Origin of the sequence: Ralstonia sp. 22086, from assembly GCF_052045975.1 — a bacterium.
GTDB lineage: Bacteria > Pseudomonadota > Gammaproteobacteria > Burkholderiales > Burkholderiaceae > Ralstonia > Ralstonia wenshanensis.
Genome location: NZ_JBQEPZ010000007.1, coordinates 56,790 through 73,735 on the forward strand (window position 1 = coordinate 56,790; position 16,946 = coordinate 73,735).

Consider the following 16,946-nt stretch of genomic DNA (forward strand, 5'->3'; position numbering starts at 1 on the left):
TGGCCGTCGCTTCGGCCGCCTCCGTGAAACATGGGCGGCGCTGCCGTTACCGCTGCTCCTGCTGCGGTACAGGCTCAGCGCTGCGCCCGTGATGGCGCACGCCACGGAACTTACGCAGCGCCCACTCCCTGAAGTCATCCACCTTCTCGAACACCACAGGCACCACCAGCAGGCTCAGCAGCGTAGAAGTCAGCAGACCGCCGATCACCGCCACCGCCATCGGCGCGCGGAAGCCGGCATCGCCCTCCAGGCCAAGCGCCATCGGCACCATGCCGGCTGTCATGGCCACCGTGGTCATGACGATGGGGCGGGCACGCTTGTGGCAGGCGTCGATGATCGCCTCGGTGCGCGACATGCCGAGATCACGCCGCGCAACGATGGCGTATTCGACCAGCAGGATCGAGTTCTTGGTCACGATGCCCATCAGCATCAGCAAGCCGATCAACGCCGGCAGCGACAAGCTGAAGCCGAACAGCGCCAACAGCCCGAACGCACCGCCCACCGACAGCGGCAGCGCCGCCAGGATCGTCACCGGCTGGGTGAAGTCGTGGAAGAGCAGCACCAGCACCGCATACACGCACAGCACACCCGCAAACATGGCGAGGAAGAAGCTGCTGAACAGCTCCTGCATGCCCTCCACATCGCCCGAGGCAATGCGGCGCACGCCCGGCGGCAGGTTCTTGATGGACGGCAGCGCCTCCACTGCCATGTTGGTATCGCCCAGCGCGCGCCCCTCCAGCCCGACGCTGATGGTGACGTTGCGGCTGCGGTCATACCGGTCGATCTGCGCGGGGCCGCTGCCGATGGAAATATCGGCGATGTTCTCCAGCGGCACCGCGCCGTTGCGGCCCGGCACGCGCAACTGGCGGATCGTGTCGATCTGATTGCGCGCCTTCGGGTCGAGTTCAACGCGGATGTACACCTGCCGCTCGGGCAGGTTCAGCTTCGGCAGGTTGACGTCGTAGTCACCGGCGGTGGCCACACGCACGGCCTGGCCGATGGCGGCGGCTGTCACCCCTTGCTGCGCCGCGCGCGCAAAGTCCGGGCGGATGACGATTTCGGGCCGCAGCAGACTCGCGGACGAGGTCACCGCACCGAGCCCCGGCACGGTCCGCAGATCGCGCATCACATCGCGTGCGGCCTGCTGGAGCGTGGCGGGGTCGTCGCCGGTCAGCACCACCTGGAGTTGCTCGCCGGAGCCCACCGCGCCGAACGAGATGCGTACGCCCGGCACGCCTTCCAGCATTTCGCGCAACTGGCGTTGGACATCCTGCTGCTTGATGTGCCGATCATGCCGGTCGGTGAGTGAAATCGTGAGTGTGCCTGTGCGCACCTCGCCGCCGCTGGAGCCCGGCACACCGGCCATCACGCCCGAGCCGATGGCCGTATAGACGTGACGGACTTCCTTGTGCTGCATCACGATCTTGCGCACGCGCTCGGTGTTGTCGCGCGTCTGGGCGATCGTGCTGCCCGGCGGGCTTTCCACCGTCATCTGGAGTTGCGCCCAGTCTTCGGGCGGCAGGAACGTTGCCGGAATCAGGCCGATGATGGCGACCGACACGACGAAGAACGCCGCCGCCATGCCCCCCGTCTTCCACGGATGCACAAGACACCAGCGTGCGGCCTGCAGGTAGCGCGTCATGATCCAGCCGTCGCAGTTGGGCTCGTCCTGCGGCTTGAGCATGTAGGCCGCCATCATTGGCGTGAGCAGCCGCGCCACCAGCAGCGAGGCCAGCACCGCCAGCGAAGCCGTCCACCCGAACTGCTTGAAGAACTTGCCCGAGATACCTCCCATGAAGGCCGTCGGCAGAAACACCGCCACCAGCGTGAGCGATGTCGCCACCACAGCCAGGCCAATCTCCTGCGCCGCCTCCATGGCAGCCTCCAGCGGCTTCTTGCCGTTGCGCAGGTGGCGCACGATGTTCTCCACCTCCACGATGGCATCGTCGACCAGAATCCCGACCACCAGCGTGAGCGCCAGCAGCGTGATGCCGTTGAGCGTGAAGTCCAGCAACTGCATCGCCGCGAAGGTCGGGATGATCGACAGCGGCAACGCCACGGCCGACACGAACGTGGCCCGCCAATCGCGCAGGAACAGCCACACCACGATCACCGCCAGGATGGCGCCTTCGTACAGCGCGTGCATCGACGCGGTGTACGCATCCGACACCGGCTTGACCATGTTGTAGACCTCGGTCACATGCACGTTGGGCCGTTCGGCCTGCAACGCGGCCAGTGCTTCGCGCACGCCCTTGGCCACCGAGATTTCGCTTGCACCGCGCGAGCGGAACACCTGGAAGCTCACGACAGCTTTGCCGTCGAACAGCGCCATCTGGCGTGGTTCAGCCGCGGTATCGCGCACGTCGGCCACATCCGACAGGCGGATGCGCCGGCCGTCGGACAATGGGATGTCCATCTGCGCCAGTTCGCGCGCGCTCTTCACGGTGCCGAGCGTGCGCACCGCCTGCTCCTGCCCGCCGATGTTGCCGCGCCCACCCGGCGCTTCCTGCTGCATGCCCCGCACTTGCGCGCTGATATCCGCCGCCGAGACGTTCAATGCCTGCAGACGCACGGGGTCAAGCTGCACGCGCACTTCGCGGTCCACACCGCCCTGGCGCGTCACCTTGGCCACGCCATGCACCGACAGCAGCCGCTTGTTGACCGTGTTGTCGACGAACCAGGACAGATCCTCCGCATCCATGTCAGACGCTTCCACGGCGTACGTCAGCACCGGCATGCTCGCGAACGTCACGCGGGAGATGACCGGCTCCTGCACGTCGGACGGCAATTGCGCGCGGATACGGCTGACCGCATCGCGCACGTCGTTTACGGCTTCCTGCACATCCTTCTCAAGCTGGAACTCGACCATCGTGGTCGAGCTGCCGTCGTTGATGGTGGACGTGATGTGCTTGATCGCGCCGATGCTGGCAATGCTGTCTTCGATCTTGCGCGTGACCTCGGTTTCCATCTGCGTGGGCGTGGCGCCCGGCAGGCTGGCCGTCACAGAAACTGCAGGAAAGTCGATGTCCGGAAAGTTCTGGATCGACAGCATCTTGAACGACACCAACCCCGCCACCGTGATCAGGATGAACAGCAGGATCGACGGAATCGGCTTGCGGATCGCCCAGGCGGAAAAGTTCATGGCTTGGCTCCGGCTGCGGGCGACGATGCGGCGGGCGCGGCGGCTGCACCGGCGGCGGCCACACGCACCACATCGCCATCGCTCAGGAATGCTGCCCCTGCGGCGACCACGCCGTCATTCGCGCCGATGCCTTGCACGATTTCAACTTTCCCGTCCTGGCGGCGGCCAACCGTCACCTTGGTCTGACGCACGCGGCCTTGCTGGCCGATCACCATCACGTAGTCGTAGCCATCGCGCGAGAACACGGCGGTCTCCGGCAATGTCGCGGCGGGCGCATCGCCCAGCAGCACATCGCCCGAGAGATACATGCCCGCTTTTACGCCCGAGGCTGCCGCTTCCGGCGGCAGATCGACATAGACGAGACCATTGCGCGTGTTGGCGTCGACCGTGGGGGCGATCTGGCGCACGCGGCCGTTCACCACGCCGCCATCCATGCGGCGCACGCGCGCGGCCTGGCCTGGCTGGATGCGCGGCAGGATGTCGCCATGCATTTCGGCGCGCCATTCCAGGCGGTTCTTCCGGATGAGCTTGAAGAGTTCGGTGCCGGACGACACCACAGCGCCCACGGTAGCGGTGCGTGCGCTGATCACACCGTCATCCGGCGCGACCACACGCGTGTAGCGCAAGCGCAATTGCTGGCTCTCGAACTGCGCGCGTGCTGCGGCCAGCTTGGCAGCCGCCGTCTTGGCCTGCGTGTCGTACTGGATCAGATCCTGTTGGCTGATCGCACCGCTCTTGTCGAGTTCATGCGCGCGGTGGGCCTCGCCGGCCGCCTGCGCGGCCGAGGCCTCGGCTTCGGCCAGGCTGGCGCGTTGGGCGGCCACATCGGCGCGCACGGTCTCATCCGACAGTCGTGCAAGCAGTTGGCCTTGCTTGACCACATCGCCCACATTGACGAGCACTTCCGCCAGCTTCAACCCGTTCACCTCGGCGCCAATGCTGGCTTCCTGCCACGGCTGCACGGCACCGCTGGCCGTCGCAGCGCGGGGCCACAGGTGCTGTGCCAGATGCGCAACGTTGACGGCAAGCGCCGGCTTGGCAGGCGGCTGTTCCTTGTTCTTGCTCTCCGCAGATTTGCCGCACGCCGCCAGCGCGCCGGCCAGCACCACCGCCAGCGCGGCCATCCAAACTCGTTGTCCTGTCATGAAGCGCTTCCGGTATGCGCGCGGCCCTGTGCGGTCGGCGCAGTGGTCTTGTTATCGGGATGAGGATTGGGCGCATCGTCGCGCCAGCCGCCGCCGACGGCCTTGTACAGCGCCACCCAGGCCTGCGCGCGTTCGAGCTTGACGGCCGCCAGCGACTGCGACGCCTGCAACGCCGTGCGCCGCACGTCTTCCAACTGCAGCAGGCTGCCAGCCCCCAGACGATAGCGGGCGTTGGACGCTTCCAGCACCTTGGCATATTGGGCGTCGGCCATCGTGGCTGCGTCGACACGACGGTCCGACGCGTCCAGGCGCACCAGCGCGTCTTCCACTTCCTGCACCGCTTGGCGCACCTTGCTGCGATAGCTGGCCAGCGCCTGGTCATAACGGGCGCGCGCTGTTTCCACGCGCGCCGCACCCGAGCCGCCGTCAAAGATCGGCAGCGACACCGACGGCCCGAACGACCAGGACTTGGTCGTCAAAGATTGCCCGCCAAGGCGGTACGAATTGATGCCGATGGAACCCGCCAGCGTGATCGACGGCAACCGGCTCGCCACCGCCACACCGATATCGGCGCTTGCCCCCGCCACCGCGCGCTCGGCCGACGACACGTCCGGCCGTTGCGACAGCACCTGCGCCGGCACGTCGGGCACGCCGGCATCGGGCGGTGCCGGAATCTGCGCACTGGCCTTGGACAGCAGGCCGTTCAGCGCATCGTGGTCAATGCCGGTGAGCGTGACGAGCTTGTCGATGCCCTGCGCACATTGCACACGCTGGCCTTCCAGCGCATTGACGGCATCCCCCACCGTGGCTTGCGCTTGCGCAAAATCAGCCGGTGCGACGAAGCCCGCGCGGAATTTACGTTCGGTCAGTTGCAGCGTTTCCTGCCGGGATGACAGGGTTGCCGCGCCGATGTTGACCAGCGCCTCGCACTCGCGTTGCTGCAAGTACGCGTTGGCAACCTCGGCGGCGAGCGACACGCGCGCGTCATGCCAATCGGCTTCGCTGGCGGTCAGGCGCGCATCGGCACCTTCCAGGCTGCGGCGTTTGCCGCCAAAGAGATCGATCTCCCACGACGCGTCGGCCTGTGCCGCCAAGGTGGTGATCGTACCCAGGCCCAGCGTGGGGCTCAGCGCCCCGGCAGACAGCCCACCTGCACCGCCGGCAAACTGGCTGCCGCCAAACCCGCCCTGCCGAATGGCGGAGCCTGAGCCTTTCAGCTGCGGCAACAGCGCCGCCTGGCTTGTGGAAACGCTCGCACGCGCTTCGCGCACGCGGCCGACCGCCTGCGCGATCGTCGGGCTGCTCGCGTCTGCCTGCTCCACCAGTTGTGTCAGCACGGGGTCGTGAAACTGCTCCCACCAGTGCGCCAGCGCCATGCGGCTGCCGTGGTGCGGCAGCGTGGCGTGCCAGGCTTGCGGGGCTTCAGTGCCGCTCAGGGGCGGCATGTGGTAATCGGGCCCGACCGCGCAGCCGGCCAGCACCAGCGCCAGCATCAGCGAAGCGAATCGGGCGCGACCGCCGGGCGCGCGGCTAACGGCGTGTCGACCTGTCTTCATGGGAAGTGTCCTTCGGGAACGCAGCTGGGATTATGCCCAGTCAAGCGCCTGCAAGACACTCGCCCCGCTATGGTGCTCAGCCAACCCTCGGCAAGCGGTCAGGCGATGCTCAGAAGCATGCGCGCATCGGCATCGACGCGTGGCGTCAGATATAGCCCAGTAGCACAAGAATGACGACGATCACCACGATCAGCCCGAGCCCGCCCGTCGGCCCGTAGCCCCAACCTCGGCTGTACGGCCACGACGGCAGCGCGCCGATCAGCAGCAAGATGAGAACGATGATGAGGATGGTGCTCAACATGATGCCTCCTGTTTCTGTGTTGGTATGCCGCCGTTCCGTCTTGGCGCAGCGGCTTACCCGGCATCTAGCACGCCCCGTTCCCGTGCTGGCTCTATGTACGGTTTTCTCGAATTCCTGGCGGTTAATTGCGAATTTGCGGAAACGGCGGAGGTCCCCGTGTGCCCCGTTCTTACGTCAGGCGGAAGACTTGGACGAAGACAACGTCTTTGCGCGACCGCCGCGCGTAGCCAGCCAGCACAGGATCGACCCTGCAACCACCATCGATGCGCCCTTCCAGAATGCAAACGACAGCGGGGCATGCAACAGGGCCGCCGCCAGGGCAGCAGAAAACACGGGGATGAAATACGACGCGCCGGCCAGCACCGTGACATTGCCGTGCAGGATGCCGACGTTCCAGGCGGCGTAGCCGAAGCCCATTGCTGACGCGGCCAACGCAAGGTAGACCAGCGCCGACACGCTGAAGTGCATCGGCCCGCCGCCGGTGGCAAGAAACTTGATCCACAGGGCCAGCGCCGTCAGGATGAAAAACAGCGTTGCGCCGTTCTTGCCCTCGGCGATGCGGCTGGTGACCGTGCAATACGCCGCCCAGATCACCGCGCCCGTGAACGCCAATCCGTAACTGAGCGGGTTGTCCTTGACGTTCTCGGCCATGCCGGCGATATCGAGGCCTTGATCACCGCCAAGCACGAAGCAAATCCCGAGGATGGAAATCAGGACACCCGGCACGATCAGCGCATTCGCCCGCTGTTTGTTGAAGGCAATGGCCGACAGCATCGTGAACGTCGGCCACAGGTAATTGACCATTCCGACCTCGATCGCCTGCCGCCCGCTGTTGGCATAGCCGATCGATAGCGAGAGGCACAGCTCGTACGACACGAACAAGAGGCTGCCCCACAGCAGATACCGCCGCGGAAACGTCTTCAAGTTATTGAAGCCAACGGTCAATACCAACAGCACCGACGCGACGGTATAGATCATGGCAGCGCCACCTACGGCCCCCAGATGCTGGCTCACGCCCCGGATCAACCCGACGATCGAACTCCATAACAGCACCGCAATAAGCCCGATGAGGGTTGCCCGACTTTTGCTTTGCATAACGCCTGCCTGCACTGACATGTCCGCCTGAAGAAAACCGATTGTTCACGCCCGGCCCAACGCTGCCGGCAAAGGCGTGCAGTTTACCGGCCGTACCGCCCAACCGCCTGATTGGCGCAACGCGGATTACAGAAGTGGCTTCGCTATAAGATGCGGACCATGAAAAATCGAGGTTTGCCATGACGTCTTTTGCAATCGAAACGCCAGTCTCCGTGGGCTGGATCGGCGCAGGGCGGCTGGCGCGGGCATTGGCCACTCGGGCGCACAGGGCAGGTGTACGCACCGTGGCGGTTGCCAACCGCTCAAGCTCACCCGCCGCGTGGCTCGCGCAAGCCACCGGGGCCAAGGCGGTCGACCCGCAAGGCGTGGCGGATGCCGCCGATTGGGTGTTTGTGACCGTGCCGGATGACGCCATTCCGGGCGTGGTGGGCAACGTGCGCTGGCGACCCGGCCAACTCGTCATTCACTGCAGCGGCGCCGGCGAGCGCGACTTGCTGGATGCCGCCCGCCAAGCCGGCGCGGATACCGCCAGCTTCCACCCGCTGTTTCTGTTTGCCGGTTTGCCCGACGATGCCGAACGTCTGGGCGGCGCGTCCATCGCCATTGACGCCGATGCGCCACACGACGCGGCGCTCGCCAGCTTTGCACTGCGGCTCGGCTGCACGCCGTTGAAGGTGCGTGCCGGGCAACGTGCCCTGTATCACGCAGGTGCCAATTACGCCGCCAGCTTCCTGCTGTGCGCGCTGCAGGAAGCCGCCACGTTGTGGGAGGCCGCGGGCATCGACCGAGATGCGGCCGTGGCTGCCATGTGGCCGCTGGTGGACGGCACGCTGGCCGCGGCACGCGCACGTGGCCTGGCGGGCGCATTGGCGGGCCCGGTCTCGCGCGGAGACGGCGGCGTCATCGACAAACATCTGCAAGCGCTCGAAGCACTGGGCGCCGATCACGCCGCGCTGTACACCGCACTCACAAGGCGTGCACTGGCATTGGCAGCCGAGCGCGGCGCACCTTCCGCAGACGTGCTGGCCGATCTCGCTACGCGACTCACCGCTGCTGAATAGCGTCGTCGGCATCATTGGCATTGGAGTGCGCGCATGCACCAATCCGGCGCGCGCCCTACAATCGACAGCTTGCCCGCACGCCTGTTCTGCCATGTCCCAACGTCCACACGCCTCACCCTCTCCTGCCGCGCATGACGCAGCAGACCGCCGTTCGCCCGGCGCGCTGATCTTGCTCGTTGTCGGGCTGGTGCTGGTGGGCGTGAACCTGCGGCCTGCGCTATCGAGCCTGTCGCCGGTGCTGAAACAAGTGACAGCCGGCACGGGGCTGTCGGGCGCCACGGCAGGGTTACTGACGACGCTGCCCGTGCTGTGCCTGGGCCTGTTTGCGCCAGCAGCCGCGGTGTTGGCTCGGCGCTTTGGTGCAGAACGCGCCGTGGGCGGCCTGCTCATTGCGCTGGCGGCTGGCATTGCCTTGCGCAGCGCGGGCGGCGTTGCGCCACTGTTCATCGGGACGCTGGCGGCGGGCGCCTGCATTGGTGTGACGGGCATTCTGTTGCCGGGCATCGTCAAGCGTGACTTCGGCCGCCAGGCTGACCTGATGACCGGCGTCTACACCATGGCGCTGTGCTTTGGTGCCGCGGTGGCGGCAGGGGCAAGCGCGCCGCTTTCGGCGTGGCTGGGCGGCTGGCAGCCCGCGCTGGCGTTCTGGGCCCTGCCCGCGCTGCTGGCTTTTGTCGGCTGGTGGCCGCACATGCGGCATGCGCACGGCAAGGGCGCGGCTACTCGGCTGCAGCGTGTGTCGCTGTGGGACAAACCGATCGCCTGGCAGGTGACGTTCTACATGGGGCTGCAATCGTCGCTGGCGTATTGCGTGTTTGGCTGGCTGCCCGTGATCCTGCAAGACCGCGGGCTATCCGCCGTGCAGTCGGGCGTGGTGGTGGCGGTGTCGATTCTTGTGCAGCTCATCACTGCGCTGGGCGGGCCGTTCGTGGCGCGGCTCGGGCGCGATCAACGCCCCGCCGTGTTCCTGATGATGCTGATGTGCTGGGCCGGCCTGATCGGCTGCCTCTATGCACCGCTGTCAACGCTGTGGTGGTGGGCGGTGTTGCTGGGGCTTGGCCAGGGCGGCAACTTCAGCGTGGCGCTGTCGCTGATCGTGCTGCGCTCGGCCGATGCGCGCGTGGCGGCAAGCCTGTCAGCGATGACTCAGGGCATTGGCTACACCATGGCCGCTGCGGGGCCGTATCTCATGGGCGTGCTGCACGATCTGACAGGCAGCTGGGCCGTGATGGGCTGGCTGTTCAGCGCGATTGCGCTGGCCTCGCTTGTGGCAGGTTCCCTCGCCGGGCGCAACCGCACGCTGCACGCCGGCGAGTAACTCATCTACTGCAAGCCGTCTTTCAAGCCTTGTGCTTCAACGTCCAGTTGGCCAGCGCCTGCATCTGCTCGGTGATCAGGCCGGCGATGCGCTCGTCTGTGAGATCGCCATCAGCAGAGAAGCCGCCAGCAAACGCGTTGGCAAACACTTCCGGCTTGTTCAGCGGATGCAGGTCCAGATACACGCACACCTGACGCAGGTGGTACTGCGCGCGCGACGTGCCCATGCCGCCGCCCGCACCCAGGATCGCGACGGGCTTGCCTGCCAGCAGCGCATTGTTGGGCTCGCGCGAGGCCCAGTCCAGAATGTTCTTCAGCGCCGGCGCCAGCGAGTAGTTGTATTCAGGGCAGGCCAGCACCAGTGCATCGGCACGCCCGATCTGTTCGAGCACGCGCACCACCGAAGCGGGCTTGTCCGTGATGTCGGCGTTGTAGAACGGAATATCGGTCAGGTCGGCCAGGTCCATTTCAACGCCGGCGGGCAGACGGGCGGACGCGGCACGCAGCAGGCCTTGGTTGGTGGATTTGCGGCGCAGGCTGCCGGCAATGCCAAGAAAATTCAGCGACATGAAGAACGACTCCGTCAATGTTGGGACTGGCGAGAATAACGGACAATCGCCGGATCAAGAAGAGGTCACCGCCTGGGCAGCATGTGCCTGCCGGCGATACCACACGCCATACACCACCAACAGCGCGACCACGAACGGCACGCCGCAGAGCAGCGTCATCCGGAACTCGGGCGTGAAGTAGGTGGTAACCAGCGCCGCAGCCATCAGCCCCGCGCCCGCCAACGACGTCACCGGGAACCCCCACATGCGAAACGCCAACACCTGGCCGCGGTGCTGGCGGCGGAAGAACAGGTGCGTGATGAAGATCATCAGCCACGTCAACATCGCGCCGAACATCGACACCGACATCATCAGCAGGAAGGCGCTGTCCGGATACATCGCGTTGAGCACGGTGGCCACCGCAATACCAACTGCCGAAAGCAGCAGCGCCCCCGTCGGCACACCGCTCGCGTTCAAACGGCCGAGCGCCTTGGGTGCATAACCTGCGCGCGAGAGGCTGAACATCATCCGCGTGGTGATGTAGAGCTGGCTGTTCATGGCCGACAGCGCGGCCACCAGGATCACGAAGTTGAAGACGCCGGCAGCGCCAGGCACGGAGGTTGCGGCCATCACTTTCACGAACGGGCTTTCTTTGGCACCGGCCTCCGTCCACGGCACGATGGCAAGCATCAGCGCAAGCGTCAGCAGATAGAACACGACCAGCCGGATCATCGTAGCCCGGAAGGCGCTCGTGATGGCCTTGTGCGGATCGCGCGCCTCGCCGGCGGCCACGGCAATCATCTCGATGCTCAGGTAGCTGAAGATCGACACGATCACGGCGACCCATGTGCCCCACGCCCCCTTCGGAAAGAAGCCTCCCTGCACCCGGTAGTTCGCTAGGCCAATGCCCGACGCTGCCGGTGCGCTGAACACCACGTACGCCCCCAGCAGGATGAAACCGACGATGGCCGCGATCTTCAACATCGAGAACACGTACTCGACCGCGCCGAACATCTTCACGCTGGCCACGTTGACACCGATGAGCGCCGCCGAGAAGCCGACGATCCAATACCAGCCAGGCACCGCCGGAAACCAGTACTTCATGTACACAGCGATGGCCGTCACCTCCGCACCCACCGCCAGCACGATTGAAGACCAGTATGCATAGCGCACCAGAAACCCGGCCCACGGCGCGATGTAGTGCTCGGCATAGGCGCCGAACGAACCGGAGGTCGGATGAGCAACCGTCATTTCGGCCAGGCAGCCCATGAGCAGCAAGGTAATCAGCGCGCCGATCGCGTAGCTCACCAGAACGGCGGGCCCGGCAAAGCCGATGGCGAAACCGCTGCCCAGGAACAGGCCCGTGCCAATCGCACCACCAATCGCGATCATCGACAGTTGACCAGTGGACAGGCCTCGGTGCAGCCCCTTTTCGCGCTCGACGATCGCGTCGAATCCGTGTTGTTGCTTCACGGCGTGTCTCCTTGCTGCGGCCGGCACCACACCGGCGCGGCCGCTTGTTTTTCGTTGGATTGCCGACAGTGCCTGGCCTGTGGCTCAGGTCACCGACTTGCGGGCGAGGAATTCAGGTGCGTTCCACGCGCCGGTCGCGATGATGTCCTTGAGCACGGCGATCGTGTCCCAGATATCGACGTAGCGGACATAGAGCGGCGCGAAGCCGAAGCGCAGAATGTCGGGCGCCCGGAAGTCGCCGATCACGTTGCGAGCGATGAGCGCCTGCATGATGGCGTAGCCCGCTTCGTGCGAGAGCGAAACCTGGCTGCCGCGCTCATCCGCGTCACGCGGCGACGCCAGCCCGCAGCCGAGACCAGCGAGTTCCTGGTCGGCCAGCGCGATGAACAGGTTGCCCAGCGCAACGCTCTTAGCACGCAGCGTGTCGAGATCCACCCCATCGAATGCCTCGAGCGCGCTTTCCAGCGCGATCAGGCCGAGCTGCGGCGCGGTGCCCGTCAGCATGCGGTCGATGTCAGGATGGGGTGCGTAATCGTGCGTGAACGCAAACGGCTTGGCGTGGCCGTGCCAGCCCGTCAGCGGTTGGCGGACTGCCGGCAGGTGGCGCGACGCAACGAACACGAACGCCGGTGCGCCGGGGCCTCCATTCAGGTACTTGTAGCCGCAGCCAACGGCAAAATCCGCCCCGCACGCGTTCAGGTGCACGGGCATGGCACCAGCGGTATGGCACAAGTCCCAGACGATCAGCGCGCCGACTTGATGTGCGCGGCGGGTGACGGCTTCCATGTCGTACCGTTTGCCGGTCTTGTAGTTCACGTGCGTGAGCGACACGATGGCGACAGTCTCGTCGATGGCGCCCAGCACGTCGTCCGGATCGACACAGCGAAGCTCGCAACCGGTCATCTCAGCCACGCTGCTCGCGGTGTACACGTCGGTCGGGAAGTTCGTGCGCTCGGCCAGGATCACCCGGCGCCCCGGCTGCATGCGGGTGGCGGCCACGAGTACCTTGAACAGGTTCACCGACGTGGAGTCGGCCACGATCACCTCGCCCTGCCCTGCACCGATCAGCTTGGCGATCTTGTCGCCGGTGCGCTGCGGTGCGGGGTACCAGTCGGCATCGTTCCACGAACGGATCAGGCCGTGGGCCCACTCCTGCTCCAGCGCCTGTTTCATGCGCGCCGGCACATGGGCTGGCATGGCGCCTAGCGAGTTGCCGTCGAGGTAAATCGTGTCTGCAGGCAGGTTGAAGCGCGTGCGGCAATGGGCCAGGGTATCGGCGGCATCCAATGCGGCGCACGCGTCCCGAGAAATCGTGAAAGTCATGGTGTCTTGCTGTGTATTGAAAGGAGCGTGGTGCGGCCGTTCTCGCTCAGGCTGCATCGGGCAAATCGAAGAAGCGCGCGGCATTGCCGCCCAGGATCTTGGCCTTGGCGCCGTCGCTCAGGTCTGCATGGTTGGCCACGAGGTCGCCGATCTTTTGCTCGCCCAGCGGGAACGGGTAGTCGGAGCCAAGCAGGACGCGGTCTTCGCCTATGGTGTCGACAAGCAGGCTCAAGGCACGCGGGTCGAACACCGCGCTGTCCACGTGGAAGCGGTCGAGATACGAGGCGGGTGGATTCGGGCAGTCTTCACGCACGATGTCGCGCTGCTCCCATGCGTTCTGCACGCGACCAAGCAGGAAAGCGAAGCTGCCGCCGCCGTGCGCGAAACACAGCTTGAGCGACTTGGGAATCCGCTCGAACGCGCCGGAAAGGATGAGCGAGACCATGCTGAGTTGCGTCTCTGCCGGCATGGCAACCAGCCACGGCAGCATCCATTTCTTCATGCGGCCGTCGGTCATCATGTCCCACGGATGCACGAGCACGGGAATGCCGTCGTCAGCGCAGTGCGTGAGGAATGTGACTAGGTGGGCGTCGTCCAGATCGCGCGGCCCCAGGTGATTGCCGATCTGCACGCCGTGATGCCCTGAACGGTGCGCGCGCGTCGCCTCGCAGCATGCCAGGTCGATGTCTTGCAGCGGCACCTGCGCGAGTGCCTTCAGGCGCTTCGGCGCATACGCGCAAAGTTCGAGCGCGCGGTCATTCATGCGCATGGCCCAGTCATGTGCGGTAGCACCGTTGTAGCCGTACCCAAACATCACGGGCGTGGCACAAACCAGCTGCACATCCACGCCCACCGCGTCCATCTCTTCGATGCGCTTGGCGGGGTCCCATAGTGCGCGGTAAACGGGGCGAAATGGGCGGTCGCCCGCCATGATCATGCCGCGTTCGCCGCCTGCATCGATGCGCAGCCACGGGGCTTTCTCTGCATCAAGCCGCGCTGCCTCCTCCCGTGTGACAGGCGGGAAGAAGTGCGAATGCATGTCGATTCGAAGTGTCATCGTCGATTGCGATTTCTTGATTGCGTGTGATGGGGCGCCAGAGCGTCAGGCTGCCTTGCCTGGGTGGAGATGGCCGCATTGCGGGCAACGGCGCTTGTCTTCAGAGGCGTAGAACGCTTCAAACAGCGGCGGAAGATCACGCACGATGCTCTTGAGCTGCACCTCGACGCGGTGCACGAGATGACCACACGCATCGCAGTACCACTCGAAACCATCCAACGCGCCTTCCGGACGCTGCCGCTCGATGACAAGGCAGACGCTGCCCGCCTCCGGCCTTTGCGGCGAGTGCCGTACATGTGGGGGCAGCAGAAAGATGTCGCCTTCCTTCAAATTGAGGCGCTCGCGTTTGCCGTCAATCCAGAGGTTCAGGTACGCATTGCCGCGCATCTGGTAGAAAAATTCTTCGAACGGATCGTCGTGATAATCCGTGCGGTGGTTCGGCCCACCCACGACCGTCACGATGAAATCGGTGTCCTGCCAGACCTGCTGATTGCCGACAGGCGGCTTGAGCAGGTGCTCGTGTTCATCGATCCATCGCTGGAAGTTGAAAGGCTTTCCGTACGTCAACATATCTCGCTCCTTGCCGCCTGGCGTTGTCGCTATCGTTGTTCGCGGTGCTGCCTGCGTTATCGCTTGGGCGCGTATGCGATCGCCTTCATCTCGATCACCAGATGCGGATGCGGCAACTGGTGTACCGCCACCGTCGTACGTGTCGGGCCGGTCTCGTCAAAGTACTCGCCATACACCGCGTTGTAGCCGGCGAAGTCGTTCATATTGGCCAGGAAGGACGTGATCTCGACCAGGTTGGACAGGTCTGCGCCTTCGCTGCGCAGGATGTCCCGGATGTTTTCGATCACGACACGGGTCTGTTCGCGAATGTCGAGTTCGGTCGTGCCCAGCGCGTCGGCGGAGGCACCGGCAATCGTGTTGTCCGGACGGCGCGAGCTGGTGCCCGAGACGAACAGAAAATCGCCCGCGCGCGTAATGTGGGGGAAACGGCCACGCGGCTTGGCCTTGCCATCAACGAGGCGTCCTTGCGGATTGGTTTCAGTGGTCATAGCAATCTGGCGCGCTGTTGGCGCTCAATAGGTCAAGGCTCAATAGGTCGTGAATTCCGTGGCACCCAGTGCGCTGACCACGCACTGCACGTGCGCGCCTCGCGGCAGCGTGTGTGCGGCAGTCGCCGCGCCGGCCATGATGAGCGAGCCGGAGGGCAACACAAGGCCGCTCTGCGAGACCAGACGCGATGCCTGCACGACCGAGCGCAGCGGGTCACCCAGAATGGCTGCAGTGGAGCCAGCTTGCACGGCATGTCCGTCCACGCGCATGACCACGCCGGCATTACGCAGCGTGTCAAAGCGTCGGGACCACGGCCCGATAACGAGCCCCGCAGACGAGCAGTTGTCGGCTACCACGTCTTCCAGCGTGAACTTGAAGTTGCGGTAGCGGGAATCGATGATCTCCATGGCCGGCGCCACGGCTTCCAGATAGCCCGCGGCTTCCAAAAGCGTGAGCGGTCGGTCAATCTCTCGGCTGGTAAGGAAGCACACTTCCGGCTCCACACGCGGGTGAATGAAGCGATCGAGCGATACCCGCCCGCCGTCTTCTTCAAGCATGCTGTCGGTCAACCAGCCCCAGATCAGGCTATCGACGCCCATTTGCACCATCTTGGCCCGGCTGGTGAAGCCCAACTTGACGCCCACCATGCTTTCACCGCGATGGATGCGGCGCTCGATCGACGCGCGCTGGATCTCGTAGGCTTCGTCCAGCGAAAAGCCCGCGCCGTCGGTCAACTGCGCAATGGGCTCTGCATAGCGCGCCGCATCGTCAATACGTGCGGCAATGGCGTTGAGATCGGTCATACCGCCTCCTTGCCCGGCAACTTCAGCGCGGACTCGCGTGCCTTCAGCATGTCGAGAGCGACGTCGACGATCATGTCTTCCTGACCGCCCACCATGCGGCGGCGGCCCAACTCGACCATGATGTCGAACGCAGACAACCCGTACTTGGCCGCTGCTGTTTCGGTATGGCGCAGGAAGCTCGAATACACACCGGCGTAGCCCAGCGCCAGCGTTTCGCGATCGACGCGCACGGGGCGCTCCTGCAGCGGCCGCACGATGTCTTCTGCCGCGTCGATCAGCTTCTTCACATCGCAGCCGTGGTTCAGGCACATGCGGTCAACGGCAGCAACGAACACTTCCAGTGGCGCGTTGCCGGCGCCCGCTCCCATGCCCGTTAGCGAGGCGTCCACGCGGTCACAGCCATGTTCCAGCGCAACGATGGAGTTCGCCACACCCAGCGAGAGGTTGTGGTGCGCATGCATGCCCGTTTGCGTGGCGGGGTCCAATACCGTTTTTAGCGCGTCGAAGCGCTCGGCCACGTCGCGCATGCTGAGCGCGCCGCCGGAATCCACCACATAGACGCATTGCGCGCCGTAGCTTTCCATCAGCTTCGCCTGCACGCTCAACGCCTGCGGGGTGGTCATGTGCGACATCATCAGGAAGCCCACGGTATCCATGCCGAGCGAGCGGGCGTACTCGATGTGTTGCCTGGAGATGTCCGCCTCGGTACAGTGGGTCGCGATGCGCACGACGCGCGCACCGGCATCGTAAGCGGCGCGCAAGTCATGGACGGTGCCGATGCCGGGCAGCAGCAACGTTGCCACGCGGGCGCGTTTGACGGTGTCCGCAACGGCGGCGATCCATTCCAGGTCGGTATGTGCGCCAAAGCCGTAGTTGAAGCTCGAACCCGACAGTCCGTCGCCGTGCGCAACTTCGATGCTATCGACGCCCGCCTCATCCAGCGCGAGGGCAATGGCAACCGCCTGTTCGAGCGAATACTGATGGCGAATCGCGTGCATGCCATCGCGCAGCGTGACGTCCGAGACGTAGATTTTCTTGGCTTTAGTCTTGGTAATCGTGGTCATGG

The 16,946-nt window shown here is 65.1% G+C and carries 15 protein-coding genes; 2 read left to right on the forward strand and 13 right to left on the reverse strand.

The window, feature by feature from the left end; all coding sequences use genetic code 11:
• Nucleotides 1-46 precede the first annotated feature (46 nt).
• From ACTJK6_RS23970 to yddG, 5 genes are all read right to left on the reverse strand, one after another.
• Entirely contained in the window at nt 47-3,142 is a 3,096-nt protein-coding gene (locus ACTJK6_RS23970) for an efflux RND transporter permease subunit (RefSeq protein ID WP_440840325.1), read from the reverse strand.
• Nucleotides 3,139-4,287: an efflux RND transporter periplasmic adaptor subunit gene (locus tag ACTJK6_RS23975; protein WP_260804192.1), complete on the reverse strand. Its 1,149-nt coding sequence runs from the start codon at nt 4,285-4,287 to the stop codon at nt 3,139-3,141. The genes ACTJK6_RS23970 and ACTJK6_RS23975 overlap by 4 nt, the downstream gene beginning before the upstream one ends.
• On the reverse strand, nt 4,284-5,843 hold the full coding sequence (locus ACTJK6_RS23980) for an efflux transporter outer membrane subunit (protein WP_440840326.1): 1,560 nt from the start codon (nt 5,841-5,843) through the stop codon (nt 4,284-4,286). Before ACTJK6_RS23980 ends, ACTJK6_RS23975 begins: the two co-directional genes overlap by 4 nt.
• A 145-nt stretch (nt 5,844-5,988) precedes the next feature.
• Nucleotides 5,989-6,144: a DUF3309 family protein gene (locus ACTJK6_RS23985; protein WP_004634893.1), complete on the reverse strand. Its 156-nt coding sequence runs from the start codon at nt 6,142-6,144 to the stop codon at nt 5,989-5,991.
• A 174-nt stretch (nt 6,145-6,318) separates the two neighbouring features.
• Nucleotides 6,319-7,239: an aromatic amino acid DMT transporter YddG gene (yddG, locus tag ACTJK6_RS23990; RefSeq protein ID WP_440840327.1), complete on the reverse strand. Its 921-nt coding sequence runs from the start codon at nt 7,237-7,239 to the stop codon at nt 6,319-6,321.
• A gap of 179 nt (nt 7,240-7,418) precedes the next feature.
• Here yddG and ACTJK6_RS23995 point away from each other — a divergent pair, with 179 nt between their 5' ends.
• Both ACTJK6_RS23995 and ACTJK6_RS24000 read left to right on the forward strand, forming a co-directional pair.
• Nucleotides 7,419-8,300, forward strand: a complete 882-nt coding sequence (locus ACTJK6_RS23995) for a Rossmann-like and DUF2520 domain-containing protein (protein ID WP_316881814.1) — start codon at nt 7,419-7,421, stop codon at nt 8,298-8,300.
• 91 nt (nt 8,301-8,391) lie between these two features.
• Entirely contained in the window at nt 8,392-9,618 is a 1,227-nt protein-coding gene (locus tag ACTJK6_RS24000) for a CynX/NimT family MFS transporter (RefSeq protein WP_440078027.1), read from the forward strand.
• A gap of 22 nt (nt 9,619-9,640) precedes the next feature.
• Here ACTJK6_RS24000 and ACTJK6_RS24005 read toward each other — a convergent pair whose 3' ends face one another.
• The 8 genes from ACTJK6_RS24005 to dmpG form a co-directional block, all read right to left on the reverse strand.
• The gene (locus ACTJK6_RS24005; RefSeq protein ID WP_232039270.1) at nt 9,641-10,186 is read right to left on the reverse strand and encodes an NADPH-dependent FMN reductase; all 546 of its coding nucleotides are present in this window, start codon (nt 10,184-10,186) and stop codon (nt 9,641-9,643) included.
• Nucleotides 10,187-10,240: 54 nt separating this feature from the next.
• Entirely contained in the window at nt 10,241-11,638 is a 1,398-nt protein-coding gene (locus tag ACTJK6_RS24010) for an amino acid permease (protein WP_260800038.1), read from the reverse strand.
• Between the two features lie 84 nt (nt 11,639-11,722).
• Nucleotides 11,723-12,961: a kynureninase gene (kynU, locus tag ACTJK6_RS24015; protein WP_440840328.1), complete on the reverse strand. Its 1,239-nt coding sequence runs from the start codon at nt 12,959-12,961 to the stop codon at nt 11,723-11,725.
• A gap of 46 nt (nt 12,962-13,007) precedes the next feature.
• Nucleotides 13,008-14,018, reverse strand: a complete 1,011-nt coding sequence (locus ACTJK6_RS24020; protein WP_440840329.1) for an amidohydrolase family protein — start codon at nt 14,016-14,018, stop codon at nt 13,008-13,010.
• Between the two features lie 45 nt (nt 14,019-14,063).
• Entirely contained in the window at nt 14,064-14,588 is a 525-nt protein-coding gene (locus ACTJK6_RS24025; RefSeq protein WP_260782154.1) for a 3-hydroxyanthranilate 3,4-dioxygenase, read from the reverse strand.
• A gap of 56 nt (nt 14,589-14,644) precedes the next feature.
• Entirely contained in the window at nt 14,645-15,076 is a 432-nt protein-coding gene (locus tag ACTJK6_RS24030) for a RidA family protein (protein WP_440840330.1), read from the reverse strand.
• Between the two features lie 39 nt (nt 15,077-15,115).
• Nucleotides 15,116-15,880, reverse strand: a complete 765-nt coding sequence (locus tag ACTJK6_RS24035) for a 2-keto-4-pentenoate hydratase (RefSeq protein WP_440840331.1) — start codon at nt 15,878-15,880, stop codon at nt 15,116-15,118.
• The gene (gene dmpG, locus ACTJK6_RS24040; RefSeq protein WP_440477264.1) at nt 15,877-16,944 is read right to left on the reverse strand and encodes a 4-hydroxy-2-oxovalerate aldolase; all 1,068 of its coding nucleotides are present in this window, start codon (nt 16,942-16,944) and stop codon (nt 15,877-15,879) included. The genes ACTJK6_RS24035 and dmpG overlap by 4 nt, the downstream gene beginning before the upstream one ends.
• Nucleotides 16,945-16,946: the final 2 nt, after the last annotated feature.

Excerpts from the sequence above, each read along its gene's own strand:
- ACTJK6_RS23995 (WP_316881814.1), top strand. The coding sequence starts at position 7,419 with ATGACGTCTTTTGCAATCGAAACGCCAGTCTCCGTGGGCTGGATCGGC.
- ACTJK6_RS24035 (WP_440840331.1), bottom strand. The coding sequence starts at position 15,880 with ATGACCGATCTCAACGCCATTGCCGCACGTATTGACGATGCGGCGCGC.
- ACTJK6_RS23985 (WP_004634893.1), bottom strand. The coding sequence starts at position 6,144 with ATGTTGAGCACCATCCTCATCATCGTTCTCATCTTGCTGCTGATCGGC.
- ACTJK6_RS24020 (WP_440840329.1), bottom strand. The coding sequence starts at position 14,018 with ATGACACTTCGAATCGACATGCATTCGCACTTCTTCCCGCCTGTCACA.
- ACTJK6_RS23970 (WP_440840325.1), bottom strand. The coding sequence starts at position 3,142 with ATGAACTTTTCCGCCTGGGCGATCCGCAAGCCGATTCCGTCGATCCTG.
- ACTJK6_RS24025 (WP_260782154.1), bottom strand. The coding sequence starts at position 14,588 with ATGTTGACGTACGGAAAGCCTTTCAACTTCCAGCGATGGATCGATGAA.
- ACTJK6_RS24030 (WP_440840330.1), bottom strand. The coding sequence starts at position 15,076 with ATGACCACTGAAACCAATCCGCAAGGACGCCTCGTTGATGGCAAGGCC.
- ACTJK6_RS24000 (WP_440078027.1), top strand. The coding sequence starts at position 8,392 with ATGTCCCAACGTCCACACGCCTCACCCTCTCCTGCCGCGCATGACGCA.
- ACTJK6_RS23975 (WP_260804192.1), bottom strand. The coding sequence starts at position 4,287 with ATGACAGGACAACGAGTTTGGATGGCCGCGCTGGCGGTGGTGCTGGCC.
- dmpG (WP_440477264.1), bottom strand. The coding sequence starts at position 16,944 with ATGACCACGATTACCAAGACTAAAGCCAAGAAAATCTACGTCTCGGAC.
- ACTJK6_RS23980 (WP_440840326.1), bottom strand. The coding sequence starts at position 5,843 with ATGAAGACAGGTCGACACGCCGTTAGCCGCGCGCCCGGCGGTCGCGCC.
- ACTJK6_RS24005 (WP_232039270.1), bottom strand. The coding sequence starts at position 10,186 with ATGTCGCTGAATTTTCTTGGCATTGCCGGCAGCCTGCGCCGCAAATCC.
- kynU (WP_440840328.1), bottom strand. The coding sequence starts at position 12,961 with ATGACTTTCACGATTTCTCGGGACGCGTGCGCCGCATTGGATGCCGCC.
- yddG (WP_440840327.1), bottom strand. The coding sequence starts at position 7,239 with ATGCAAAGCAAAAGTCGGGCAACCCTCATCGGGCTTATTGCGGTGCTG.